20 protein-coding genes are annotated in these 25,350 nt (G+C 60.3%); 3 read left to right on the plus strand and 17 right to left on the minus strand.

Annotated features, from left to right (window positions below; all coding sequences use genetic code 11):
* Positions 1-13: 13 nt before the first annotated feature.
* The 6 genes from IB264_RS24475 to IB264_RS24500 all read right to left on the minus strand — a co-directional run bounded on the left by IB264_RS24475 (position 14) and on the right by IB264_RS24500 (position 6,856).
* Positions 14-220, minus strand: coding sequence for a twin-arginine translocase TatA/TatE family subunit (locus IB264_RS24475; RefSeq protein WP_025426854.1), 207 nt, complete (start codon positions 218-220; stop codon positions 14-16).
* Positions 221-314: 94 nt separating this feature from the next.
* Positions 315-1,427, minus strand: coding sequence for an ABC transporter ATP-binding protein (locus tag IB264_RS24480; RefSeq protein WP_025426853.1), 1,113 nt, complete (start codon positions 1,425-1,427; stop codon positions 315-317).
* An 88-nt stretch (positions 1,428-1,515) separates the two neighbouring features.
* Complete coding sequence (gene scpB / locus IB264_RS24485; RefSeq protein WP_025426852.1) at positions 1,516-2,244, minus strand: SMC-Scp complex subunit ScpB; 729 nt, start codon at positions 2,242-2,244, stop codon at positions 1,516-1,518.
* Positions 2,237-3,055 (minus strand): ScpA family protein, encoded by an 819-nt coding sequence (locus IB264_RS24490; protein ID WP_051509162.1) that lies wholly within the window; start codon positions 3,053-3,055, stop codon positions 2,237-2,239. The genes scpB and IB264_RS24490 overlap by 8 nt, the downstream gene beginning before the upstream one ends.
* 84 nt (positions 3,056-3,139) lie before the next feature.
* Positions 3,140-4,156: a beta-N-acetylhexosaminidase gene (gene nagZ / locus IB264_RS24495; protein WP_025426850.1), complete on the minus strand. Its 1,017-nt coding sequence runs from the start codon at positions 4,154-4,156 to the stop codon at positions 3,140-3,142.
* Positions 4,157-4,297: 141 nt separating this feature from the next.
* Positions 4,298-6,856 (minus strand): SPOR domain-containing protein, encoded by a 2,559-nt coding sequence (locus tag IB264_RS24500; protein ID WP_309141670.1) that lies wholly within the window; start codon positions 6,854-6,856, stop codon positions 4,298-4,300.
* A 63-nt stretch (positions 6,857-6,919) separates the two neighbouring features.
* Between IB264_RS24500 and IB264_RS35435 the strand changes: the two genes are divergently transcribed.
* Positions 6,920-7,420 carry a hypothetical protein gene (locus IB264_RS35435; RefSeq protein WP_245317818.1) on the plus strand — a complete coding sequence of 167 codons (501 nt, stop codon included), beginning with the start codon at positions 6,920-6,922 and terminating at the stop codon, positions 7,418-7,420.
* 6 nt (positions 7,421-7,426) lie between these two features.
* On the opposite strand, the gene argS is transcribed toward IB264_RS35435, so the two are convergent.
* A complete protein-coding gene (gene argS / locus IB264_RS24505; RefSeq protein ID WP_025426848.1) occupies positions 7,427-9,187 on the minus strand; it encodes an arginine--tRNA ligase in 1,761 nt (586 codons plus the stop codon).
* A 95-nt stretch (positions 9,188-9,282) separates the two neighbouring features.
* On the minus strand, positions 9,283-10,500 hold the full coding sequence (locus IB264_RS24510; protein ID WP_025426847.1) for a deoxyguanosinetriphosphate triphosphohydrolase: 1,218 nt from the start codon (positions 10,498-10,500) through the stop codon (positions 9,283-9,285).
* A 213-nt stretch (positions 10,501-10,713) separates the two neighbouring features.
* Here IB264_RS24510 and erpA point away from each other — a divergent pair, with 213 nt between their 5' ends.
* On the plus strand, positions 10,714-11,046 hold the full coding sequence (gene erpA / locus IB264_RS24515) for an iron-sulfur cluster insertion protein ErpA (RefSeq protein WP_025426846.1): 333 nt from the start codon (positions 10,714-10,716) through the stop codon (positions 11,044-11,046).
* A gap of 34 nt (positions 11,047-11,080) precedes the next feature.
* Here erpA and IB264_RS24520 read toward each other — a convergent pair whose 3' ends face one another.
* The gene (locus IB264_RS24520; RefSeq protein ID WP_025426845.1) at positions 11,081-12,544 is read right to left on the minus strand and encodes a phosphatidylserine/phosphatidylglycerophosphate/cardiolipin synthase family protein; all 1,464 of its coding nucleotides are present in this window, start codon (positions 12,542-12,544) and stop codon (positions 11,081-11,083) included.
* 205 nt (positions 12,545-12,749) lie between these two features.
* Between IB264_RS24520 and xth the strand changes: the two genes are divergently transcribed.
* The gene (gene xth / locus IB264_RS24525; RefSeq protein ID WP_025426844.1) at positions 12,750-13,544 is read left to right on the plus strand and encodes an exodeoxyribonuclease III; all 795 of its coding nucleotides are present in this window, start codon (positions 12,750-12,752) and stop codon (positions 13,542-13,544) included.
* 26 nt (positions 13,545-13,570) lie between these two features.
* Here the strand turns inward: xth and exoR are convergent, their stop codons facing one another.
* The 8 genes from exoR to exbB all read right to left on the minus strand — a co-directional run bounded on the left by exoR (position 13,571) and on the right by exbB (position 24,571).
* Positions 13,571-14,377 (minus strand): exopolysaccharide production regulator ExoR, encoded by an 807-nt coding sequence (gene exoR / locus IB264_RS24530; protein ID WP_025426843.1) that lies wholly within the window; start codon positions 14,375-14,377, stop codon positions 13,571-13,573.
* Positions 14,378-14,834: 457 nt separating this feature from the next.
* Positions 14,835-16,115 carry an OmpP1/FadL family transporter gene (locus IB264_RS24535; RefSeq protein WP_025426842.1) on the minus strand — a complete coding sequence of 427 codons (1,281 nt, stop codon included), beginning with the start codon at positions 16,113-16,115 and terminating at the stop codon, positions 14,835-14,837.
* Between the two features lie 453 nt (positions 16,116-16,568).
* Complete coding sequence (locus tag IB264_RS24540) at positions 16,569-19,409, minus strand: valine--tRNA ligase (protein ID WP_025426841.1); 2,841 nt, start codon at positions 19,407-19,409, stop codon at positions 16,569-16,571.
* A gap of 122 nt (positions 19,410-19,531) precedes the next feature.
* Positions 19,532-20,350 carry a PopZ family protein gene (locus IB264_RS24545; RefSeq protein ID WP_025426840.1) on the minus strand — a complete coding sequence of 273 codons (819 nt, stop codon included), beginning with the start codon at positions 20,348-20,350 and terminating at the stop codon, positions 19,532-19,534.
* Between the two features lie 184 nt (positions 20,351-20,534).
* Positions 20,535-21,905, minus strand: a complete 1,371-nt coding sequence (gene tolC, locus IB264_RS24550) for an outer membrane channel protein TolC (RefSeq protein WP_025426839.1) — start codon at positions 21,903-21,905, stop codon at positions 20,535-20,537.
* Positions 21,906-22,192: 287 nt separating this feature from the next.
* Entirely contained in the window at positions 22,193-22,858 is a 666-nt protein-coding gene (locus tag IB264_RS24555) for a protein-L-isoaspartate O-methyltransferase (protein ID WP_025426838.1), read from the minus strand.
* 234 nt (positions 22,859-23,092) lie between these two features.
* The gene (exbD, locus tag IB264_RS24560) at positions 23,093-23,518 is read right to left on the minus strand and encodes a TonB system transport protein ExbD (protein ID WP_025426837.1); all 426 of its coding nucleotides are present in this window, start codon (positions 23,516-23,518) and stop codon (positions 23,093-23,095) included.
* Positions 23,519-23,521: 3 nt separating this feature from the next.
* Positions 23,522-24,571, minus strand: coding sequence for a tonB-system energizer ExbB (exbB, locus tag IB264_RS24565; protein ID WP_057205051.1), 1,050 nt, complete (start codon positions 24,569-24,571; stop codon positions 23,522-23,524).
* Between the last annotated feature and the right edge of the window lie 779 nt (positions 24,572-25,350).

A 25,350-nucleotide genomic window follows, 5' to 3' on the forward strand; every position in this document is an offset into this window, starting at 1 on the left:
CGGTGCTCGATCGTTAGCGAACTTCGTCAGACTTGTGATCAACAGTCTTGCCGTCGAGCGGCTTGTCGGCGGAAGCGACGTCGTCGTCGTTCATGCCCTTCTTGAAACTCTTGATGCCCTTGGCAACGTCGCCCATCAGTTCCGGAATCTTGCCGCGACCGAACAACAACAGCACCACGACCAGAACGATCAGCCAGTGCCAGATACTAAAGGAACCCATGCGTTTACTCCCTCTGAGCCTTCCCCGATTTAGGCCCTATTCGCGTGTCAATTTTCAGGCGCGCCACCAGCACAGCCTCTTTTCGCCACAGACCCTAAGATGTCGGAACATCTTTTTCAAACAGCAATATATCCCGCTCGTTAACTGAAAGCATTACATCGCGCAATCCTTGCGGCAATTGGTCCGCGCGGATACGGGCGCGCACGGTTCCATCGCAGCCCGCCACAGCCAGTTCGAGCAGTTCGACAACGCCGATGAAACGGCGCGAGACGATCCGCGCCTGTATGTCGCCTTCGTCCTTGCCGACACGCAGCCCCGAAAGCCGCACGGCCACGGAAAGGCGCTGGCCATCGCGGTACTTGCTGGCATCCACGCCGCCGAGCGGCGTATCGACGCGACCGTTGCGCACCTGGGCGTCGAACACGTTGATTTCCGAAAAGAAACCGGCGGCAAACAGGTCCCGTGGCTCTCGATAAAGCTCGTCGGCGGTGCCGACCTGGACCAGGCGCCCATCCTTGAGCAGAGCGATCCGGTCGGCCATGCGCATCGCTTCCTCGGCATCATGCGTGACGACGATCGCGGTGGCACGCGTCTCTCTGAGGATGGCGAGCGTATCGGCGCGGATCGAATCCTTGAGCCGCGAGTCGAGCCCGGAGAACGGTTCGTCCATCAACAGCACAGCAGGCCGCGGCGCGAGCGCACGGGCGAGCGCCACACGCTGCTGCTCGCCACCCGAAAGCACATGGGGATAACGATCTCCGTAATGCGAAAGACCGACCCGTTCCAGGGCTGCGTCGGCCTGGATCAGCGCTTCTTTCTTCGGAAGCGCCGTCAGCCCAAAGCGAACATTGTCGCGGATCGTCATGTGCGGAAACAGCGCAAAGTCCTGGAACATCAGACCGACACCGCGCTTTTCCGGCGGCAAGAAGACCGACGGGCCAGAAATCTCCTGGCCGTTAAGCAGGAGGCGGCCGGCGCTTTGCATCTCGATGCCGGCGGCGATCCGCAGCAGCGTCGTCTTGCCGGAACCGGAGGGGCCGAGCAGGCAAAGGACCTCGCCGGCCTTGGCCGCCAGGCTGACGCCCTTGATAGTCTCCTTGGAATGGTAGTTGTGGTGGATATCCTCGAATGTCAGGCTCGCCGCGAAAGATACGCCCGCCGTCCGTCGCGTTGCCATGACGGGCCCGTCCTGCGTATCTGAAACCATGCTGCGTATTCCTTGACACCGGTGGCACCGCGGCGACCATGCCGGGTGCAGGCTCGATGGAGAAAGCCGATATCTCCAATCAGGTTTTTTAATCGGCCTCTTCGCCCTTCGGAGTCAAGAGCCCCAGTTCTTCCAGATCGAGCTGGGTGATCGGATCCTCGTTTTCCGCCAGGTCATCTTCGCCGACGGGCACGGGAATATGCAGGTTGGACGGAACGCGGCCGGAGAGAAGCCCCGCTCCCTTCAACTCCTCGATGCCAGGCAGGTCGCGCAGTTCCTCCAGGCCGAAGTGGTCGAGAAAATCGCGTGTCGTTCCGAAGGTGACCGGACGCCCGGGCGTGCGGCGGCGGCCACGGAAGCGGACCCAGCCCGCCTCCATCAGCACATCGAGCGTGCCCTTGGATGTCTGCACACCGCGAATGTCTTCAATTTCGGCGCGGGTAACCGGCTGGTGGTAGGCGATGATCGCCAGAACCTCTAGCGCGGCGCGCGACAACTTGCGAACCTCCTTCTCATCCGTCTGCACGACGAAGGACAGGTCGGCGGCCGTGCGGAACGCCCAGTGATCGGCCACCTGCACCAGATTGACGCCACGGCCTGCATAAAGCGCCTTCAATCGCGCCATGATGCGCGGGACATCGGCACCGCGCGGCAGGCGGGTGGCGATGTAAGCCTCGGAGATTGGCTGCGCGGAGGCAAACACCAGCGCTTCGGCAATTCGCTCGGTTTCCTGCTCCATGCGCGGATCGAACACAAGGCCGTCGTTCTCGCCGTCTTCGTCTGTCACGTCCGGGAGGTATTTCTGCGGCTCAGCCACGGGCTGCCTCCATATCGGCGAGCGTCGCCGCATCGATCGGGTTCGGCCCACGCCGCAGATATATCGGCGCGAACGCTTCTTCCTGGCGGATTTCCAGGCGCCCCTCACGTACCATTTCCAGCGAGGCGGCAAAGGAACTGGCGATGGCCGTCGCCCGCTCCTTCGGCGTCGTCATGTAACGCAACAGGAAGTGATCGAGCGCGGTCCAATCGTCCAGATGGCCGATCATGCGTGCCAGGATCAATCGCGCATCGGCGAGCGACCAGACGTGGCGCTTTTCGATCGTCACTTGCGTGATCGCTGTCCGTTGCCGCAAGCTCGCATACGCGGTCAGCAGATCGTAAAGCGAAGCGTCATAGTCCGACTTCCGCTCGGTGACGATATGCTCCGGCGCACCACGCACGAAAACATCGCGGCCGAGGCGGTTTCGGTTGATCAGCCGGGTGGCGGCCTCGCGCATGGCTTCGAGGCGCTTCAGCCGGAACGCCAGCGCCGATGCCATTTCCTCACCGGAGGGACCATCATCCTTCGCCTGCTGCGGGATCAGCAGCCGCGACTTGAGATAGGCAAGCCAAGCCGCCATGACGAGATAGTCGGCGGCCAGTTCGATGCGGATGCTGCGCGCCCGCTCGACAAAGGCGATGTATTGTTCGGCCAATGCCAGCACCGAGATGCGAGCAAGATCGACCCGCTGGCTGCGAGCAAGATGGAGGAGTAGATCGAGCGGGCCCTCGAAGCCGGCGATGTCGATGACCAGCGCCTCTTCGTGCAATCCGCGCTCCGCAGTCTCGTCCTGCCACAAGGGATCCATCGGCGCTTTCGCCCCGGACCTGCCTTGCTTTTCACCCGCGTTGCTCACGACAGCCTGATCCTTTCCCGCCGGCCGTACCCGTCCTCAAACCGTCGCGAACAGGCTGTTGAATTCGGCACGTAGTTCCTGCTCGTTCGCATTATCAGGCTTGCGGAAGGCGGCCTCTGCGGCCCTTGCCCTGCGCAATGTCTCTCCGGCCAGAACCGGGACGACATCCGCTACAGCCTTCATCTCGTCCATTATGCCATGACAATGCAAGACGAGATCAAGTCCGGCGTCGATGATGTTGCGCGCGCGGGTGGACATGTCGCCGGCCAGCGCATTCATCGAAACGTCGTCGGACATCAACAACCCGTCGAAACCGATATGGCCGCGGATGATCTCACGCACAACCTTGGCCGAGGTCGTTGCCGGATTGTCCGGATCGATCGCCGTGAAGACCATGTGCGCCGACATCGCCATGACCTCGTCCTTCATGGCGATGAAGGGCAGGAAATCGCTCTTGGCAAGCTCGTCGAAGGTTTCGCTGACCACCGGCAGGCTGTGGTGGGAATCGACGAAAGTGCGGCCATGGCCGGGCATATGTTTCATTACCGGCAGCATGCCACCGGACTTAAGGCCTTCCGCCATCGCCCGACCGATCGCCGTGACACTCTGCGGATCGTGTCCATAGGCGCGATTGCCGATCACATCGTGACTGCCGGGAACCGGCACGTCGAGCACCGGCAGGCAATCGACGGTGATGCCGAACCGCATCAGATCGAACGCATGCAGCCGCCCCATCAACCAGGCCGCACGCAAACCGCCCTCGGCATCGCGGCGGTAGATCTCGCCGATCGCCGCACCATTCGGATACTGCTGAACAAGCGGCGGCCGGATGCGCTGAACACGTCCGCCTTCCTGGTCGATCAGCACGGGTGCCGCGGGATTGCCGATACTGTCACGTAGCGCCGCGACCAGATCGGAAATCTGCTGTTCCTCGCCAATGTTGCGGCCAAAGAGGATGAAGCCCCAGGGCCGCTCGCCATCAAAGAAGCTGCGCTCTTCGCTCGAAAGAGAAAGACCCTTGCAGCCGGAGATAAATGCTTTTGATTCGCTCATGCCAAAAGCATAATGCGCGGCTTGCCCACAGCGAAGCGAGAATAGCTATCGGTGCGCGTCATGCACAGACTACTGTCACTGAAACGTGAAAGGGCGCGGCATCTCTGCCGCGCCCCTCTGGGGATAATATTGCTGCTGTGACTACTTGGTCACGAGGCAGCTGCCACCAGCGCCCTTGTAGCGCGAGCAAAGCGCATTGGCCTCTTCGCGCGAACCGGCCGGGATGCGGACACGATAGTAGGTGCCCTTACCCGCGATCTCCGCCTTGCGGATATCCACGCCGCGACCACCGATAACGCTTCCGAACTTGTTCGAAAGGCTGTTGTAGGACTTCTTCGCTTCGGCCTCGGAGGGCAGCGACGCCACCTGGATGAAGTAGGTGCCAGCCGGCACTGATGCCGTCGAAACCTGCTGGGTATCCGTTGCAGGGTTGGCGGCGGCCTGCGTTTCCGCCGGACGTGCGCTTGCGCTTTCAGGTACGGCGCCAGCCACGTTGCCAGCCTGCCCGGTCGGGCGGGTCTGAGGCAGCGGTGCCTCAACGCCAGCGGCGTTTACCGTGGCGTCGCTCGCGGCAGCAAGTGCGACCTGGTCGGCACCTGCAAGTGCCTCGCCGGCTGCGCGAAGTTCGGAACCGGCGCCCGTGGCTGTCGCCTGGCCCTCAGTGCCCGACGCCGCAACCTGACCCGAAGCCGTTGCCGGAACCGGCTGGGTGTTGCCAGCAACTTCCGTCGCCGGTTCAGCAACCGGCTCTTCGCGGGCGACGAGCGTGCCGTCCGGCTTGACGATCATCGTGCGTACTTTTCGCGGCGCGACTGCGGGAGCCTTGTCCTCTTCCTGATCAGCCGGCACGGCAGCACCGTCACCAGGCAGAAGGCGGGCAGACTCCTCGTCCGCATTCGGTGAAGCACCCAGAGCATCCGCTTCATCGCTGCCGTCATTCGGCAGGTTTTCCGGTGTCAGCGTCCGCTGGACGACGTCCATCGGTTCCTCGGTCGAGGAGACGAGTGCCTCCTGCCGAGGACCCGTGCCCTGAGCACCGGCAACGCGGTCATAGACGGCCTTGTCCTGGTTCGGCACGGTCTTCCCGCCCTTTTCCTCGGGCACGACCTTTACCGGGGACTTGTCGGCGAGAATGATCTTCGGACCCTCGCCGGACGAAACGGCATCGCTGCCACCCATCCAGGCGTAGACGCCTGCACCACCGAGAATGATGATGCCGGCGACGCTTGCAGCGAGCAGCATTGTGCGCTGCGAGCGGCGACCGGAGCCGTATTCGTTATAAACACCGGCGTCGGCCTGGCCGGACATAGGCTGAGCGCGCTCGGATTCGCGCGGCGTGTTCTGACGTTCGACCATCGAGCGACGGAAGTCTTCTTCCATTGCCTTCTCGAACTCGTCGAAATCATCCATCGGTGCTGCGCCGAGCGATGCGGCCGGCTTGGCTGCCGGCGCGGAGCGTGCAGGTTCACGAGCCTCGACGGGGCGAGCCTGCGTCTCCCTGACGGATGGTGCCGGCGTCCCGAAGAGCTGGGCCATTTCCGCGTCGATATCGAGATCGTAGTCGGCGGGATAAGCGACCGGCTTTTCTGTCTCGATGACCGGCAGTTGCGGTACATCCATATCGGCGATCGGTGCGACGCCGGTATCGGCTTCAGCGATCATCGACGGATCGAACGGCAGAACGCTTTCAACCGGCGGCTCTTCGATTTCTAAGGGCGCAGCTGCGACCGACGGTGCTACGAAGGGCTCTTCATGCTGTACCGGCTCCTGCTCGATAGCGGCGAAAACCGGCTGCTGCACTGCGGCGGCGATATCCTCAGAAGCGTCGAATTCCGGAAGCTCCATTTCCATCGCCACATCCGAGAGCTCCATTTCGAAGTTCTCGATGTCGAAGCTCGGCTCGTTCTCCGGCTCGGTAGCCGGAAGAGCGGGCTCGACGACAGCCTCTGGCGCAACCGCTGCGGCCACCGGTGCGGCGGCTACAGGTGCTGCGGCAGCAGGGATCGACGAGACGATCGGACCAGCAAAGGCGCGCTGCTGGCCGGCACCCGAGGGCGAAGCGACCGGGGTGGCGCGACTGAACGTCGGCGTGAAGGGATAGGGGCTCTTCTTGACAGGTGGCGCAGCCACGACAGCCGGCTCGGCCCGCGCATGAATCGCAGGATGAGTGTGAACTGCAGCGGCGACCAGGCCGGTCGCAGCCGGTACCGGAAACCGCTCGATATCGGCAAGAAGCTCATCGACGGCGTTATCTGTTGTCGGCTCTGCCGCAACCGCAGCGACCTGCTCGATCACTGCCGGTTCGTACGAGTAGGCATTGTCCGACGCATAGGCGTTGCTGCCCTCGGCAGCCGGAGCCGGTTCGAAAGCCGGCTCTACGGCAACCGGAGCGACCTGCTCGATCACTGTCGGTTCGTACGAATAGGCATTGTCCGACGCATAGGCGTTGCTGGCCTCGGCGGCCGGAGCCACTTCGAAGGCTGGCTCGACGGACAGCGAGGCCTGCTCTGTTGCCAGTTGATCGGCGAAATCGGGAACGTCGAACGAAATGTCCTCGACCGGCGCATGCCATTCTTCAGGTGCACCAACGTGCTGTTTGATCGGCGCAATCTCGGCCGTCGGAGAAAGATCGACGTCACCGAGCGAGAGCTCGAGTTCGCGTTCCAGATCGAAGGTCGGCTCGACCGCTTCCGAAACCACGTCGTATCCCGTTACGTCAGTGATCGAAGTGGACGTCGCCTCGGGAACCGCAACGAATTCGGCGTGGCCGCGGTCGACTTCTTCAAGAGCGGCCTCTGGCCATGTCTCTGCGAGTTCGACCGGCTGATACTCCGGTTTAATCGCCGGCGCATCTTCGATTGGCGCCGATTCGGCCACAGCAAACTCGGCTGGCGCAAATTCAAGCACCGGCTCGACCTGCTGAAGCTCTTCTGCGGGCGCAGCTACAGTTTCAACTGGATCGTTGTCCGGCTGAACATCTGCCGCGCGCGGCGCATCATAGGTATCGAACTCTCGAAGGAGCTCTTCCTCGAGATCGAACGTCGGATCTTGCCGGACGGCTTCCTGGTGGCGTTGCAATTCCTGCAACTGCTGGACAGCCGGCCGGGCATCGTAGCCGACGATCCGGGCGAGTTCGGCCAACGGATCATCGTCTGCCAATACATCGAATTCAGCCGGCCCGCTTCGTGCGAATTGTTTGTCTGCCATGCTCTCCACTCACAATTGCCTGCATTCACTTGCCAGTGCATTGTGGGAAAATGGTGACAATACTTATCGCATTTCTTCCGGTGCAGAGGTGCCTGTAATGGACAGGCCCGACTTCAGTACGGAAGCGACAGCATGCACCAGCCCGAGTCTGGCAGTACTTAATTCTCTATTTTTATCGTTAACAAAACGTAATTCCGGATTCTCTTTACCTTTGTTCCAGTGTCCATGGAAGGCAGCGGCAAGATCGTAAAGGTAAAACGCGATGCGATGCGGCTCTTGCGCCAGTGCCGCAGCCTCCACGACGCGCGGATATTCTGCGAGCTTGGCGACCAGCTGCAGCTCCGCCGGATCGACGATCAGGCCATTGATTGCGCCGGCAAAATCGACGGTGGACAGGTCGAGTTCGGGGAAAGCGTCCGCAGCCTGACGGAAGACAGACCGGCAACGCGCATGTGCGTACTGCACGTAGAAGACCGGGTTGTCCTTGGACTGCTCTGTCACCTTCGCAAAATCGAAATCCAACGGCTCGGAGTTCTTCCGGTAGATCATCATGAACCGGACCGGATCGCGTCCGACTTCATCAACGACGTCGCGCAACGTCACGAAGTCACCGGAACGCTTGGACATCTTGACCGGCTCACCCTCGCGATAGAGCTTGACCAACTGGCAAAGCAGTACAGTCAGCTTCGACGCACCGCCAGACACCGCGCGTGCCAGCGCCTCAAGCCGCTTGACGTAACCACCGTGGTCGGCGCCGAGCACATAGATCATTTCGTCGAAGCCGCGGTCAAACTTGTCCTTGAAGTAAGCAACGTCGGCAGCGAAGTAGGTATAACTGCCATCCGACTTGATCAAAGGCCGGTCGATATCGTCGCCGACCTCGGTCGAGCGGAACAGCGTTTGCTCCCGGTCTTCCCAGTCCTCCGGCAGCTGGCCCTTCGGCGGTGGCAGCGTGCCCTTGTAGACGTGGCCCTTGAAGGTCAGGTCGTTGATCGCGGTGCGGATCTTGGCAGCGCCATTGGCATGCAGGGTCCGCTCCGAGAAGAAGACATCATGGGTGACGTTCAGGGCGGCAAGATCCTCGCGGATCATGACCATCATCGCATCAATAGTGCGCTCCTTGACCAGCGGCATCCACTTGTCCTCGGGCATCAGCCGCAGGCTCGTGCCGAACTCGTCGGCCAGCGCCTCGCCGACGGGTACGAGATAATCGCCGGGATAGAGGCCCGACGGGATCTCGCCGATCTCCTCGCCAAGCGCCTGCCGGTAGCGAAGGAAGGCCGAACGCGCCAACACATCGATCTGCGAGCCGGCGTCGTTGATGTAATATTCCTTGGTCACCTCGTAGCCGGCAAAGGTTAGCAGGTTCGCAAGCGCGTCGCCGACGACGGCACCGCGGCAATGGCCGACATGCATTGGCCCGGTCGGATTGGCCGACACGTATTCGACGTTGACCTTGCGGCCGGCACCGGTCGTGCTGCGGCCGTAGTCCGCACCGGTGCGAACCATCGCGGTCAACAGCTTCTGCCAGTAGGAGACGGAAAGCCGCACGTTGATGAAGCCTGGACCGGCAACGGAAACATCGGTGACCTCAGGGTCCTGCTTGAGCTTCTCGACGATCAGATCGGCAAGCGCGCGCGGATTCATGCCCAGCGGTTTGGCAAGCACCATCGCGGCATTGGTCGCGACATCGCCATGGCTGGGGTCGCGCGGCGGCTCGACATTGATACGGGCGAAGTCAAGTTCGGATCGCTTTTCTCGAACGACATCAAGCGTTTCGAGAATATCCTTAATTCTTGATTCGAAGTCCGTGAAGAGATTCATCTGATCCGTCCGCTTTTCCCGACAGAATATGGTCGGTGCAAAACTCAAAAGGAGGCCCGGTTCGGTTGAACCAAAAGCCTCCGGGCGGGGCGTCCCTACCGCAAATCGGGCGTATGGTCAAACAAACGGCGGTGGACACTGATGGCGAAGGTATCCGTCATTCCGGCCAGATAGTCGCCGACATGACGCGCCCGCGCCGGCTCGGCCATACCAGGGATCTGGTCGATCCAATAATGTTCGCGCATCAGCAAAGGGTCGGCCATGAAGGCGCGATAGAGATCGCAAACGATCGACGCAGCTCCTTCGCGCACCCGCATCACCTCGGGATGGCGATAGATCCGCGTCATCAGCAGTCTCTTGATCTGTTTGTCGGTCTCGCCCATCTCGTCCGAGAATGTCGCTATGACCCTACCAGCCTGCCTGACATCCATGGCACTTTCGGGCCTGATATCCCGGAGGCGCGTCTGCGCGACCGCAATCACGTCCTCGACCATCGCCGTGATCTGGCGGCGCATAATCTCATGGGTGAAGCGGCTCGCTTCAAGGCCGGGATAACGATCGCTGACCTCGCGCATCAGGCGGGCGAGAAACGGCACGTCCTCCAGCATCTCGAAGGTCAGGTAGCCGGACCTCAGACCGTCATCGATATCATGGGTGTTGTAGGCGATATCATCGGCGATCGCCGCCACCTGTGCTTCGAGGCTCGCAAAGCTTGCAAGCTCAAGGTCGTGAATAGCGCAATAGTCCAGGATCGGCTGCGGCACCGGGCCGTGGGTGCCCTGCCCGTCAAGGCTCAGAAGCGGCCCATTGTGTTTTACCAGCCCCTCCAGGCTTTCCCAGGTGAGGTTCAGGCCGTCAAACTCGGCGTAGCGCCGCTCGAGTTTGGTGACGATACGCAACGATTGGGCGTTGTGATCGAAGCCGCCATAGGGCTTGAGCATCTCATGCAGCGCATCCTCGCCCGTATGCCCGAACGGCGTGTGGCCGAAATCATGGACGAGCGCCACGCCTTCGGCGAGGTCCTCGTCCAGCTTCAGCGCTCGCGCCAGCGCGCGTGCAATCTGCGCCACCTCGATCGTGTGGGTCAGGCGGGTGCGATAGTGGTCGCCGTCGGCGGCGATGAAGACCTGCGTCTTGTGTTTTAGCCGGCGAAAGGCGGTCGTATGCACGATGCGGTCGCGGTCACGTTGAAAATCGGACCGCGTCGGGCTTGTCGCTTCCGAGTAGAGCCTGCCGCGCGTCGCCCAGGGATTCGACGCGAATGGCGCATGTTCACCGTAACCGAAGCCGAGCGCATTTTTGTCGAACGTCATTTCACACCTGCGTGGTCGCCCCATTGACGGGACATTCAAGCCTTCATACCTATAGTGAAAGCTACGGGAAAGCGTCGACCAAACATCGACCGATTCCGGAAGTCAAAGCAACGGTTTGGCGCTCGACATTAAAAGACATGTCGAAACCGGCCAAGTGCCGAATATGCAATGAAAACGAATCTCTCCGGTTCTTGACCCCGGCAGGAGGCAAATATGACACAGGAAACAGTGACCCTTTCCGACGCGGCCGCCAAGCGGATCGCCACCATTCTGCATTCGGACGGCCATAAGAATGCCATGCGGGTTTCCGTCGAGGGCGGTGGCTGCTCGGGCTTCTCGTACAAATTTGATCTGGTCGACGATGCGAACGACGACGACCTCGTGCTTGAAAAGGACGATGCCAAGGTCCTGATCGACAGCTTGTCGCTCGTCTATATGGGTGGCTCGGAGATCGACTTCATCGACAACCTGCTCGGCCAGTCCTTTCAGATAAAGAATCCGAATGCTGTCGCAAGCTGCGGATGCGGAACGAGTTTTTCCATCTGACCCAAGCGGGCGCATTCCCGTGCGCCGCTCATTGCTACAGATATGGCGATCCCAGCCAGAGCAGGCGGTTTGCCAAGCGCGCAGCTAAAGGCTGGGCATTCAAATCCTTTAGCGTCACCTCTTCCGCAGACTCCGCGATTGCGGCGATGCGGCTGCTGACATCGCGTGCGAAGCCGTCATCGAGCACTTCGAGATCGAATTCGAAGTTGAGGCGTAGCGACCGCGGATCGAGGTTCGTCGAGCCGACATAGGCCCAAGTCTCATCAACGGCGAGCAGCTTGGAGTGATTGAAGGCACCCTTTGCGCGCCAGACGCGGCAATGCCCCTTCAACACCTGATCGAACTGCGCTGTCATGGCGCGGTCGACCAGCAGCAGATTGTTGACCGCGGGCACGACAATATCCACCTCTACGCCACGGCGGGCGGCCGTCACAAGCGCGCTGATCAACTCCCGGTCAGGAAGAAAATAGGGCGACATCAGTCGAATGTTCTTTCGCGCCACCGAGAACGCACCCATCAGCATCTTGTGATTGGTTTCATTCGTTTTGTCGGGCCCCGACGGTACAGCGCGCATCAGAATGCCGGGCGCCTTTGCCGCCGGCGAGGTCGGCTCGATTTTCCACGTGTCACTTGCCAGAAGTTCACCCGTCGAAAACTGCCAATCCTCGGCAGAAACCTGGAAGATGTCGGCAACGACAGGCCCGGTGATGCGGAAATGGGTGTCATAGGCCGCTTCGGGACCGGCGATTTCGGTGGTGAAGCCGGCGCGGATGTTCATGCCGCCGGCAAAGGCGACCTTGCCATCGACGACCAGGATCTTCCGGTGCGTGCGCAGATTGGCATAGGGCAATCTGAGCCCCATGATGATGTTGCCGTTGAAGACGGCCGTGGGCACGCTCGCAGCCTTGAGATAACCGACGATGCTCGGTACGGAGTAGCGTGCGCCCACCGCATCGATCAGCACCCGTACCTCGACCCCTCGCCCACGCGCCGCTATCAATGCATCGGCGAAGCGCAAGCCGAGCGCGTCTCGATCGAAGATGTAACTTTCAAGCAGGATGCTGCGGCGCGCGTGGGTGATCTCATGCAGCATGGCGGTATAGGCCGCATCCCCGCCCTCGAGCATGCTTATGCGGTTGCCTGTGGACATCGCATGCCGCGACACCCGGTCACCGAGGATTTTCATTGCCGAGAATCGTTGGCCGAAACGCGTGCCAATCTCGGCATCGGATACATCGAAGCGCCCGAACTGATCGGGGCCGCGGCCGCGCAGCAACGAGCGTTGCATGCCGATGGACGAGCGGCGGATGCGGTTAATGCCGGCAACACCATAGACGACCGCCCCAACAATCGGTGACAGCAGCACGACGCCGACCCAACCGGCTGCCGCCCGAACATCGTCCTTGGTCATGGCGGCATGGATGGCCGCCGGCACGCCCAAGACGAAAGACAGGAAAACGAGGAAATGCGGCCAATAGTTCTGGATGAGGTCGATCATGTGGGGGACTATAGCCTTCGGCGGGTGGGAATCAATTCAACGGCATGCCCGCATACGGCAAGTGCGTGAAAAGCGCTGCCCGTTATTGATGTACGGGGCCTTTCTCCGCGAAAAGACCGCAGGTATCGGATTTGTCAAACGAATCCCGAGTCGTTACAAGAAGCCGTCCGGAAGGATTCACTGACATGGAAGGGCGTTTCGAGCCATGAAGATTGCCACCTGGAACATCAATGGCGTCAAGGCGCGAATCGACGGCCTGCTGGCGTGGTTGAAAGAATCGAACCCGGACATCGTCTGCCTGCAGGAGATCAAGTCGGTCGATGAAAACTTCCCGCGCCTTGAGATCGAAGCGCTCGGCTATCACGTCGAAACGCACGGCCAGAAAGGCTTCAACGGCGTTGCGCTGCTTTCCAAGCTGAAACCTGACGAAGTCAACCGCGGTCTGCCGGGCGACGACGCGGACGAGCAGGCTCGATTTATCGAAGGCGTCTTCTCCGTCTCCGGCGGCGTCATCCGCGTCTGCTCGCTCTACCTGCCAAATGGCAACCCGGTCGATAGCGAGAAGTACCCTTACAAACTGCGCTGGATGGAGCGCCTTTCCGCCTACGCGCAACGTCGGCTGGAACTGGAAGAGCCGCTCATTCTTGCCGGCGACTACAATGTCATCCCCGAGGAACACGACTGCTGGGACGTCAAGGTCTGGCAGAACGATGCGCTGTTCCTGCCTGAGACACGCCAGGCTTTTCGCCAGTTGCGGAATCTCGGCCTGACTGACGCAGTGCGCTCGACCACGGATGACGTTCCGCTCTACTCATTCTGGGACTATCAGGCCGGATGCTGGCCGAAGAATTTCGGGATACGGATCGATCACCTGATGCTATCGCCGGAAGCGGCGGACAGGCTGGTCTCGACGTCGATCGAGAAGCACGTGCGGGCCTGGGAAAAACCATCCGACCACGTACCGGTCGCGGGCTATTTCGCGTTCGAACGTCCGCTTTGAAGCGGAGGTGACGCCAAGGGCAGCGCCTAGTCGTCGTCGCCCTGCGTGTGCATGTTCTGCGACAGGTTGATCGCCTTACGGCGATCATCTTCGGTTGCCAGAGAAAATGCCTGTTCCTGCATCGACTGCAGCCATGGCCGATCCTTCGGCGAACATTGATCGAGTGCCGCGGTCATGTAGGCGAGACCGCGGATGGTCTGACCTTCCTGGAAAATGACATTGCCGAAAACGCCCATGGCGCCGGCATGACCGTTCTTGCGTGCGCGGTTCAGCCACTTCTTGGCCTGCTGGACGTTGACGTTGCCGCCCTCGCCCGAAAGCAACATGCGCGCCAACTGGAACTGCGCCTCCGATACGCCGAAGGTCGATGCAGCCTGAAAGTAAAGCTGACGTGCCTGCGACATGTCGGACTTGATGGGGCTGTCCGGAATACCGCGACGATAGTAGCCGGCAAGCGAGATCAGCGCGTTGACAAAGTAGCCCGTATCCTCGGAGCCAGGTTCGACACCCTGCTGGGCAATCTCGCTGTAAATCTTGAAGGCTTCGAGGTCGTTTTCGGCGACGCCGTCGCCGTAGGCATACATATTGGCAAGCGCCCAGCGGGAGCCGGTATGCCCCTTTTCGGCGGCATAGCGGTAGGCTTCGACCGCTTCGTCCTTGCGGCCGTTCTTGTAGGCGGAGAAGCCGAATTTGAACAGGGCAAACGGACCGGATTCCTTGCTGACACCGGTGCCCGGATCAAAGGCACGTGCCGGACCAGCCGTAGCGCCGCCGACCACCAGCGACACGCCGAGCATCGCAACCTTCAGAGACTTCAGTTCACCCGCAAGCATCACAGTCTAATTCTTCCGTTCCAGCCGGCCACGCCGAACTCATCACCGCTGCAAACACAAACGCCTGAATGACTCTTTGCCATTCACTTGTTCACCGAAACCGCCGAAAACACCGGCTCACTCAGTCCAGAATGAAACTCCATTGTGTGTAGCCTTACCGAACCATTTCCGCGGAAGTGCGGCAGTTCGTTCAAGACGACACATGACGTCATTTCGTTACAAACATTGCGGGCCCGATCCTCAAGTCGCACGTTTGTCCTTAACATCGCTGCTCCCTGTTTGTGGCGGGAAATGGACATACTGACCTTGAGTCCGACCCTAGCAAACTCTAGCATTAAATGTGTTGCTGAATCGTCACATTGGCGTCGAGCGGAACAGTCACCAACAGATGTCGCTCAAGGCAAAAAGAAAGGCCCGGTGATGAAACCGGGCCTTGCGCGTCCTGATCAATGGAGGATCAGAATTTTACTTTGATCGCTGTCGAAATCGCACCGAAGAAGTCGTTGCCATAGTCGTAGGAAACATCGTCTCCGATGACCTGGCCGTCGAAGTTGACGGCGCCAGAACTGCCGCTCGTCAGGATACCGACAGCACCTGCAAGGCGGAACTCAACATTCTTCGTGGGCGAATAGGCAACACCGGTGCCCAGCGCCCAAGTGTCGGACTGTGTGCCATAGCCATGGCTCGTGCCACGATCCCACGTTAGGCTGACGGCACCGCTCCACTGTTCATTGAACTTGTGACCAACGCCGCCAGAGATCGTCCAGCCGTCGCGATAGAGCAGGTCGAGCGAGGTGCAAGGCTGCTCCAGGGTACCGCCGGAAGGCGGGCAGAACTTGAGAACCTGAAGCTGGCTCCAGTCCGTCCACTTGACCGAACCGAACGCGACCCAGCCAGGTGCAATACCGGATTGAACTTTGAGCTCGAGCGAGTCCGGCATGGAGGCGAACCCGGCCACATCGTAGAAGTTGACCGGCGCCGGTCCGCGCACATTGCGCAGATCGATCGTACCCGCCAGATTATCCAGATCAACGGCACTGTTATAGACCAAGCTTGCGCGTACCGCGTACTCCGGTATTTCGTAGCCGACGCCGGCGCGCCAACCCCAACCGTCACCTTGGAGATCCAGCCTGCCGATGCCGGATTGCAACCCGCCGAATGCCGGCGGCACACCCGTGAAATCCTGTACCAATCTCTCCTTGAAGCCGCCGACCTCTTGGTAAAAGACGCCGCCGATGACGCGGAACTGGCCCTGCCCCATGTCAAACTTGTATGAGCAAGTCGCGGCGTAGTTGTCGCTCTCGACCTTCGTCTCAATGTTGTTGTTGGCGCCGGCCCAATTTACGCCCGGATTTGTATGAGCTCCCCATGGCTGCGAATAGTCAGCCATGCAGTCGACGTCCTCTCCGAAGCGGGCCTTGATGCCCACACGCGGCACCCAATAGCTCTCCGTGTCTTCGACAGAATTGGGACGGGAGTTCAGATTGCCACCGCCAGTACCGGGTCCGGTTCCGTTGAATGGGAAGGCTGCAGACGTCGTATTCGTATCCCTGACGTTCTTCAGTTCGCGCTGCGGGTTGACATAGGTTGTCGTCGCTTCCGCTGCATAGTCCGACGGGTCGAACAGCAGGTCGATATTGTAACCGCCGCGTTCAAGACCGCCAGCGTGCGCCGCCGATGCAACCAGAATTCCGGCCGCCAACGCAAAGACGCCCCGCTTCAAATTCTCATGAGCCATTAAGCTCCTCCCCCTGCATTTCAATCTGCGACAATCCACCTCACGTCGCCTGTGCGAAAAGTATTCTCACGATCGTGTGAAATCGCAAATGCCGCTTTCCAGGGGTATTGTGCTCATGTGCGCCATAAAATTTACGTAAGATTCTCATCATCTGAACACAATCCAAACAATTTGAAATATTTTTGCGCACTACGGGTATTCATCGACTAATGTTAGGATATTTTACCAGCATAACCCGAAAGTGTTACTCAACAACAACAGCATTGGTTTTTGCAGGAAAAAACGCGAATTTGGGTTTGAAAGCGGGGCTCTAACTCCCAGGTCGGTGCGTCAGAAAGCCACTGTTTTGGCCGAACGAATCGGCTTGGCGACACCTCTAGCGATCTCGCCAGAAAATGCGAAATCCGCGACGTTTCCGCCGCGGATGACACAAGATCAGAGCTTGCAGTACCCTCACCCGGCTTCTGCAACCCGCGCCAAGGCGATGCCGAGGGAGTCCTTCTGCAGATCCAGTTCAACGAGACGTTCACGCTCGGCTTCGACCAGCTCCGGCTTTGCATTGGCGACGAACTTCTCGTTGGCCAGCTTGCTGAGGATACGTTCCCGCTCGACTTCGACCTTGGAGATCGCTTTTTCCAGACGCGATTTTTCGGCCGAGAGATCGATCAGGTTGCCAAGCGGCAGGCAGAACGTTGCCTCCGCAACGACGATCTGCGCGCTGCCGCCCGGCGCCACCGCCACATGGTCGATATGCTCGACGCGCGCCAGGCGACCGATGGCCGAAGCATGCCGCTCTAGCCGCTCGCGCGTCAGTGCGTTGGCTGCGACCACGATGAGTGGTGCGGTCGCTGCCGGCGGGACGTTCATTTCCGAACGGACCGAACGGATGCCGGAAACCAGATCGATCAGCCAGTTGATCTCGTCAGCTGCGGCATCGTCGGCGTAGGAGGCAGACGGCCATTCCGCGTGGCAGAGCAGGCCCGCGCGCTCACGCCCCTCGCCCGCCGTCTGATCCCAGAGCTCTTCGGTCATGAAGGGCATGAAGGGGTGCAGCAGCTTGTAGATCCCATCGAGAACATAGGCGACACAAGCTTGGGATTCGCGTTTTGCCGCTTCATCCTCGCCGCTGAAGACCGGCTTCAGCAGTTCGAGGTACCAGTCGCAGAACTGGTTCCAGACGAACCGATAGAGACTGCCAGCGGCCTCGTTGAACCGGAAGCCTTCGAGCGCTTCGGTGACATCGCGGATCGTCCGTGAGAGCTCGGTCAGGATCCAGCGATTGATCGTCAGCGACGATGCCTCGGGGATGAAGCCGTCACTATTGGTGACGCCGTTCATCTGGGCAAAACGCGTGGCGTTCCAGAGCTTCGTTCCGAAATTGCGGTAGCCGGCAATGCGAGCGGTGTCGAGCTTCACGTCGCGCCCCTGGGCGGCCATGATCGCCAGGGTAAAGCGCAGCGCGTCGGCACCGTATTCGTCCATCAGTTCCAAGGGGTCGATGACGTTGCCCTTGGACTTCGACATCTTCTGCCCATTCTTGTCGCGAACGAGCGCGTGGACATAGACGGTGTGGAACGGCTCGACCGGCGTACCGTCCGCATCCTTCATGAAATGCAGACCCATCATCATCATGCGGGCGACCCAGAAGAAGATGATGTCGAAGCCGGTGACCAAAACATCGGTCTGATAGTATTTTTCGAGTTCCGGCGTTTCGTTCGGCCAGCCGAGCGTCGAGAACGGCCAGAGCGCCGACGAGAACCAGGTGTCCAGCACGTCTTCGTCACGGGTCAGGATCTCGCCCGGCTTGAAGTTTTCAAGCAGGTCTTCGACATAGGCCTTCATTGGACCTTCGTGCGCCAGATAGTGCTGGATCGCGGCGTGCAGCGCCTCTTCCTCGGTCTTCTCTACGAAGACCTGGCCGTCCGGGCCATACCAGGCCGGGATCTGGTGTCCCCACCAGAGTTGGCGCGAGACGCACCAGGGCTGGATGTTCTCCATCCATTCGTAATAGGTCTTCTCCCAGTTCTTCGGGACGAAGTTGGTACGACCTTCCTTGACCGATGCGATCGCGGGCTTCGCCAGCGTCTTCGCATCGACATACCATTGCTCGGTCAGGCGCGGCTCGATCGGCACCCCGCCACGGTCGCCGTGCGGGACCATGTGCTTGTGCGGCTCAATCTTGTCGAGCAGGCCGCCTTCCTCGAAGATCCGAACGATGATCTTGCGCGCTTCGAAACGGTCCTTGCCCTCAAGCTCATCCCAGGCGCCATGCAGGGCCGCGGGGTCGCTGAGGCCCTCGAGGAACTCCTCATTGTCCTTGATGGTGATCCGACCTTCGATGGTCAGGATGTTGATGGCTGCGAGGCCTGCACGTTTGCCGACGTCGAAATCGTTGAAATCGTGCGCGGGCGTAATCTTGACGGCGCCCGTTCCAGCGGTCGGATCGGCATAGTCGTCACCGACAACGGGGATACGGCGGCCGACAATCGGCAGAATGACGTGTTTGCCGATGAGCGGCTTGTAGCGCGCGTCTTCCGGATTGACGGCAATACCGCTGTCGCCAAGCATCGTTTCCGGCCGCGTGGTGGCAACGACCAGGTAGTCGCGAGTTTCCCATTCCGTCGCCTTGCCGTCTTCGTCGAAGGCGACCGGATGCTGATAGGTGACACCCGGCTCGAGTGGATAGCGCAGGTACCAGAGGTTTCCGTTGATTTCGTGCTGCTCGACCTCCAGGTCGGAAATCGCCGTCAGCAGCTTCGGGTCCCAATTGACCAGACGCTTGTCCTTATAGATCAAGCCTTCCTTGTAGAGCGAGACGAACACTTCGAGGACGGCCTCCGACAGACCATCGTCCATGGTGAAGCGCTCGCGCGACCAGTCGCAGGAAGCGCCAAGCCGCTTCAGCTGGTTGAAAATCAACCCGCCGGATTCGGCCTTCCACTCCCAGACCTTCTCGATGAAGGCTTCACGGCCCATCTGGCGGCGGTGCTGCTGTTGTTCCATCAGCTTGCGCTCGACGACCATCTGCGTGGCGATACCGGCATGGTCCATGCCCGGCTGCCACAGCACGTCCTTGCCGCGCATGCGCTCGAACCGTACCAGCACGTCCTGCAGCGTGTTGTTCAGCGCATGGCCCATGTGCAGCGAGCCCGTCACGTTCGGTGGCGGGATCACGATACAGAAGCTGTCGGCGCCGGGCTTTGCTCCCGCACCCGCACGAAACGCGTTTTCTTCGTCCCACTTCTTGGCGATACGTGGGTCGACGGATGCGGAATCGTAGGTCTTATCAAGCATTTTGAAGCCAATTTTGGAGATTGATGTCTATGTCTTGTAAACCGGAACGACCGGTGCAAGTCAACACGAACGCAAAAAGGCCGCGACTGTTCCGCGGCCTCTGTATCGGAAAGGTTCAGATCCTAGCGCCGGGGGCCGCGCGCGACGCGTTCGATCTCTTCACGCACCAGCCGTTCAACCAAGGTCGGTAGGTTGTCGTCCAGCCATTCCTGCAGCATCGGGCGCAGCATTTCTTCGGCAATTTCGTCGAACGACCGCCGCGTGCTGAGGTCGACCGCCTGGGCAAGATTGTCGAAGGACTGAGCGACCTGACGACCAACCTCGGGTGAAAGGATCGCAGGCGCGGCCTTTTCGGTCACGGGCTCTTCGGCAATAACAGCCACCGGTCCGGCCGAAACGGCTACGGGTGCCGGGTCTGCTACCTTCAGCGCTTCAACAGCTACCGCCCGATTGACGGGCTCTTGTACGGCGCTCACCGAGAGACGATCAACCGGCGCCGGCGGCGCGGACACTGCTGCCATACGTGACGTGATGACCGGACTATCCTGAACGCTGCGCGAAGGCACATCCTTGACCGGCTCTTTGGCGGTATAGCTCATGGTGTGGCGCTCGGAGGCCGCCCTTACTCGGGCTGCAACGTCCGCCAGCGAAAGCGGCGGCTGCGCGATGCTCGAATGCGGCTCCGAAGGAATGACGGCCACCTCGATCTCCGGCGAAGGTGTAGCGAGCTTGGACGCCTCGCCATGGTCCTCCCGCCTGCCGAAAGCGGCAGCCTCGATTTCGCTGTCGATCGTCAGTTCAATCTCATCCGAGCCGTCGTCCTCGTATTGGTCACGCGAGGAGAAATCGGTCTGCCCCGGCTCATTGCTCTCGATGATCTTGCGAATGGATGCGAGAATCTCATCCATCGAAGGTTCACGCGCGACATTGAGCTGTGCCATTTCTATCCCCGTTTGACGCGGCAGAGCATGTGTCCCGAAACGACGCATGTGCCGATAACAAACAAACCTTAAGTGAGTCCGCGGACGAAACATACGCCACGAATCAGACACTTGGATTGTTGCACAGATTTGTTTCGATCGGCAGAAGCAGAAACGCCCCGGTTTCCCGAGGCGTTTTCTTTGATCAGCGGCCGTCGACGGTTCGAAGTCCGAACCATTTGTCCTTGACGGCTTCGTAATGCTCTTCGGCGCGATATTCCGCGACCTGCAGGCCCTGGCTCTTGACGCTCAGTGTCGCGGTGGCAGCGAGCAGACCGTAGCTTGCGACGACGGCGTCGCGCTGGGCGATAGCCAGCTGTTCCTGCGCATTCAGAACGGTCTGCTGCGAATCGAGCACGTCGAGCGTAGTGCGCTGACCAACATTGCGCTCTTCGATGACGCCGGCAAGCGCCATGTTAGCCGCCGAGATCTGCGTCTTGTTGGCGCCGATGCGCGCAATTGCCGCCTCAAGTTGGGCGTGTGCGCTCACGACGTTCTGCTGAACGGCGGCGCGCTGCGAATCGACGAGGATGCGCTGCTGGCCCAAGGTCTCCTTCGCTTGGCGAATCTGACCGTATTCCGCGCCACCCTGGTAGATCGGCACCGTCAGGCGGGCAGTAACGCTCGACGCGTTGCTGTCAAGACCGTCGCCGGAGTTGCCGGTCACGCGTCCAACCTGCCCCTGAATGCTCACGCCGGGCAGCATGGTGCCTTCAGCAGACTTCACCTGGAAGCCGGCCGTATCGACGTTGTACTGGGCGGCGAGAATGGTCGGGTGCTGACGCAATCCCAGGGCAACAGCCTGATCGAGCGAACGCGGAAGCCCCTTGGTGGCCGGCCCCGGCTGCTTGATACCCGTCGGCGCAACGCCGACGATCTGCACGTAGACTGATTCGCTCTGCTTCAACTGCGCAATGGCGGTAATCAGAAGCGACTGCGCGTCGGCAAGCGATGCCTCGGAAAGGCTGACGTCCGTGCGGGTGCCTTCACCCACGTCAAGGCGAGCCTGGGATGCGTTCAGCTGTTCCCTGAGGAAGGCGAGGTTCTGCCGGCGAATAACAACGATCTGCTGGTCGCGCGCGATGTTGGCGTAGGACGTGGCTGCTGCGAGCAGAATCTGGATCTCGTTTGCGCGAAGCGATTCGCGGTTGGCGAAGACATTCGATTCAGCGGCGCGAACATTGTTCAGCGTCTGAAAGCCATCAAAAATCATCTGGGTTACGGTGATACCGATCTGCCCCTGATGAAAGTCCCGGCTTCCGGTAAGCTCGTTGTCGACGTTTGAAAGCGTTCCGTTTGCAAAAGCCGAAACCTGTGGACGAAACCCGGACTTCGCGATCGGCACCCCTTCGTCGGTCGCCCTAAGACCAGCGCGCGCGGCGTTCAGATCCGGGTTATTTTCATAGGCTTTGGCCATTGCGCCGAAGATCGTCTCCGCCAGCACGGCCTGCGGCGCAAGCAGTACACTCGTCGAGACGGCAGCCCAAAAGGCTGCTTTGCGGACAATCGACACCATACTTCCCTCTCCGATCGGGGCGGCAAAGCCAGCCCACTATTTCCTGCGGCACCATTCCGACGTCGAAACCGGGCCGCCCTAAATACGGCGATGAAGCGCTCACACCGCCCACCGGTGAGCAAATCACTACCTCAGCACTCTTTGAAACCCGGATTCGGCCTGATCACAACTGTACACCGATACTGCGCACGATCATTTCAAAAAGAAACAGGTGGTTCGTTGCCAATTGGCAACATTGCTATTTTAGCAGCACAATCAAATGTTGAGATACCTCAATAAGTGGCACCTCAAAAAACAAAAGTCTGCTCGCGGCGGAAGCCGGGAAGCGGCTTGACCGCAGTGTTGAAATCCGCCCTTTCGGACGTCTTCCCATGCTCATGGACATAAAGCTTAGCACGCGAAGCGTTACCGAAGCCTTCAACGGCAATAAGCCGGCCGCCGTCGCGCAACTGCTCGAACAAGGCCGGAGGAAGCACTTCTACCGAACCATGAACGAAAATGACATCATAGGGTGCCTCGCCGGCATATCCCTTGCCAAGATCGCCGGTGACCACGGCAACGTTGTCATAGCCCAGCCGTGCCAAGGTTTCCGTCGCAGTTGCGGCAAGCGCTTCATCGCTTTCGAGTGCGACGACCGAACCGGCGATCAACGAAAGCAGCGCCGAGGCGTAACCGGTGCCACAGCCGATCTCCAGCACCACGTCTGACTTCGAGATTTCGGCGAGTTGCAGCAGCTTGGCGAGCGGCGACGGCTCCATCAGGTACCGCGGGCTTGCGCCCTTAGCGCCGTCGAGTTCGATGTCGGCATCGATATAGGCGAGTTCCTTCATCCGCGAAGGCACGAATTCTTCGCGCGGTACGGAGAGGAAAGCGGACAGGATCGCATGGGACGTCACATCCGTCGTCCGGATCTGGTTGTCCACCATCTTGGTGCGCGCCGCTTCGAAATTCATCATACTGCCCTCGTGTCCGGATGGCACGGCACCGGTATCCCGGATGACCGCGCAGTCGTCTTCTGGCTGCCAAATATGGCGCCTTTATATAAGCTCATAAATCGCCCTCCCGCTGGTTTCAAGCGACAGCGACATCTTGCAGCGGAAAAAGGAACGAGAAACACCGAAGCGACGTTTGCACGGCCCGGCACGGGCGGCGGCGCTGGCTGCCGCCAGAACAGAGAGAGCCTGACGTCAGCGGCCAGGCGCCCCTTCGAGCCCAACGAGGGCAATCTTCGTATAACCGGCGTTCTGGATGAGGTTCATGACCGTCATCAGCTCGCCGTAGTCGACGGCCTTGTCCGCACGCAGCAGAACGCGCGTCTCGGTGTTACCCTCCGTCAGGCGCTGAAGCTCCACCGCAAATTCCTCACGGGCTGTTTCTTCGTTGCCAATCGCCAGACCGAGGTCGGCGTTGAGCGTGACGAAGACCGGCTTATCGTCGCGCGGCGTCGGCTTGGAGGCCGATTGCGGCAGATCGACCTTCATGTCCACGGTCGCAAGTGGTGCCGCGACCATGAAGATGATCAGCAAAACGAGCATGACATCGATGAATGGGGTGACGTTGATCTCGCTGTTCTCGTCGAGATCGCCGCCGCTGTCGGTAACCTTGCCGGCCATGTCTCACCCGATCCTTGCGATCGACGCGTCTGCCGGATGGGCAAAGCCATCCTGGCGACGCGGTTGCGCCTTGCGGACCAGGCGATGATCGAGATCGCGGCTGACAAGCCGTTCGACGGCGGCTGCCGCGTCGGCGAGGATCACCTTGTAGCCACCCACCGCGCGGGCAAAGTAGTTGTAGATGATAACGGCGGGGATAGCGGCAACGAGACCGATTGCGGTCGCCAGCAGCGCTTCGGCAATACCGGGAGCAACGATCGCCAGGTTGGTCGTCTGCGCTTTGCTGATGCCAATGAAGGAGTTCATGATCCCCCAGACGGTTCCGAACAGACCGACGAACGGGCCGACGGAGCCGATCGAGGCAAGGATGCCCGTTCCGCTCGTCATGCGCTTGCCGGCGCGAACCTCGATACGCGTCAGCAGCGATGCGACGCGTTCCTTGAGACCAGCTGCCGGTGCGTGATCGAGCACAGCCTCCGAACGCACCATCTCATCGATCGCAGCGGCAACCATTTCCGCGGCAGGGCCCGCCTTGCCGTTGAATGTGGACTTAAGCTCTGCCAACCCGTTTGCAGCGGAGAGCTGACGGACGGCGCGGCTGAGGCGCGCCTTTGCGGCGAAGAGTTCAAACGTCTTGGCCACGAAAATCGCCCAGGTGATGACCGAGGCGAGCGCCAGCCCGATCATCACTGCCTTCACCACCATGTCGGCGGCAAGGAACATGCCGATAGGCGAAAGGTCGTGTGGCAGGACTGGGTTGGCCGCCGCTTCTGCTGCGGGCGTCTCAATCGACACAGCCGGTGTTTGTGCGCCGGCTTCAGACCCGGTGGCCGGAAGACCGTCGACAGTCGGCTGCTCGCCACGGGCCGCTGCATTGGCATTGGCCCGTGCCGTTCCCGCAGGTCCCGCGTCTTGAGCCTGGCTGACCGCAGGAGCGGTCGTTTCGGTTGAGGTTGTCGCCTGTGCAAACACGACCGTCGAGGGAAGACCAGAAGCCAGCACCAATGTCGCTGCGGCCAACAAATTCAGCTTCGATCGTGTTCGATTGGGCATCTTGTTCCTCGCGTACTGGTCCGTTTCGCCATCACAAAAATCACAGGGCAGCCGGAATTTCGGCCACCTCAACGTGCATTGGCCGCTCTTTACGACAAACTATGAACGAAACACAAGGATTTGTGGAGTATAAAGATCAAGAATAATTTCATGCCTGCGTTTCAATCGAGATCTCAAAGGGCGGGAGAGTTATCGACGAAGCCGTCACTTCTCCAGTCATATGCGCGGTGCCGCTCCCAAGGGCGTTGCAGCGACGTGAACGACGTCTTGAAGCGCATTTTCGGAAGCTCATCGCCCGCAACCGGCTCGGCGAAAATCTCGATCGCACCTACCAATCGCAGCAGGCGTCCACTCAGGATCCGCGCCCGGCCGGATGAACAGGTCCGCTCGGTGCTTCCCGGCACGATCAGCAGATCGACCTGATTGCACAGCACCTCAAACAGGTAGGGGTTTTCGACGAGAGCAACGGTCCAGCCGGCATCGCTTCGAGCGATGCACCATTCTTTCTCGCGGCACGAAAAAGCATTCGGCGAAACTTGGCCGAGCGCGGAGTTGATATCGTGACGGATGGCGGCGGCTGTCGAGGCATCGATGGTCCTCGTGACCTGAGACCCATCTTCCCTCCATTTTTCAGGAGAGTCGTTGGTTTCAATGCTCTGAGCCCAAACCTTGGATCGCCGGGGATTAGAGTTTCCGGGCTTTCATCACGATGACGGGCTGGTGGCGCCACCGGGATTATGTATGGCAATCGGGACGTTATATCCGATTGCCGAGTGAGG

The organism is Ensifer sp. ENS11, assembly GCF_014851895.1.
Taxonomy (GTDB): Bacteria; Pseudomonadota; Alphaproteobacteria; order Rhizobiales; family Rhizobiaceae; genus Ensifer; species Ensifer canadensis.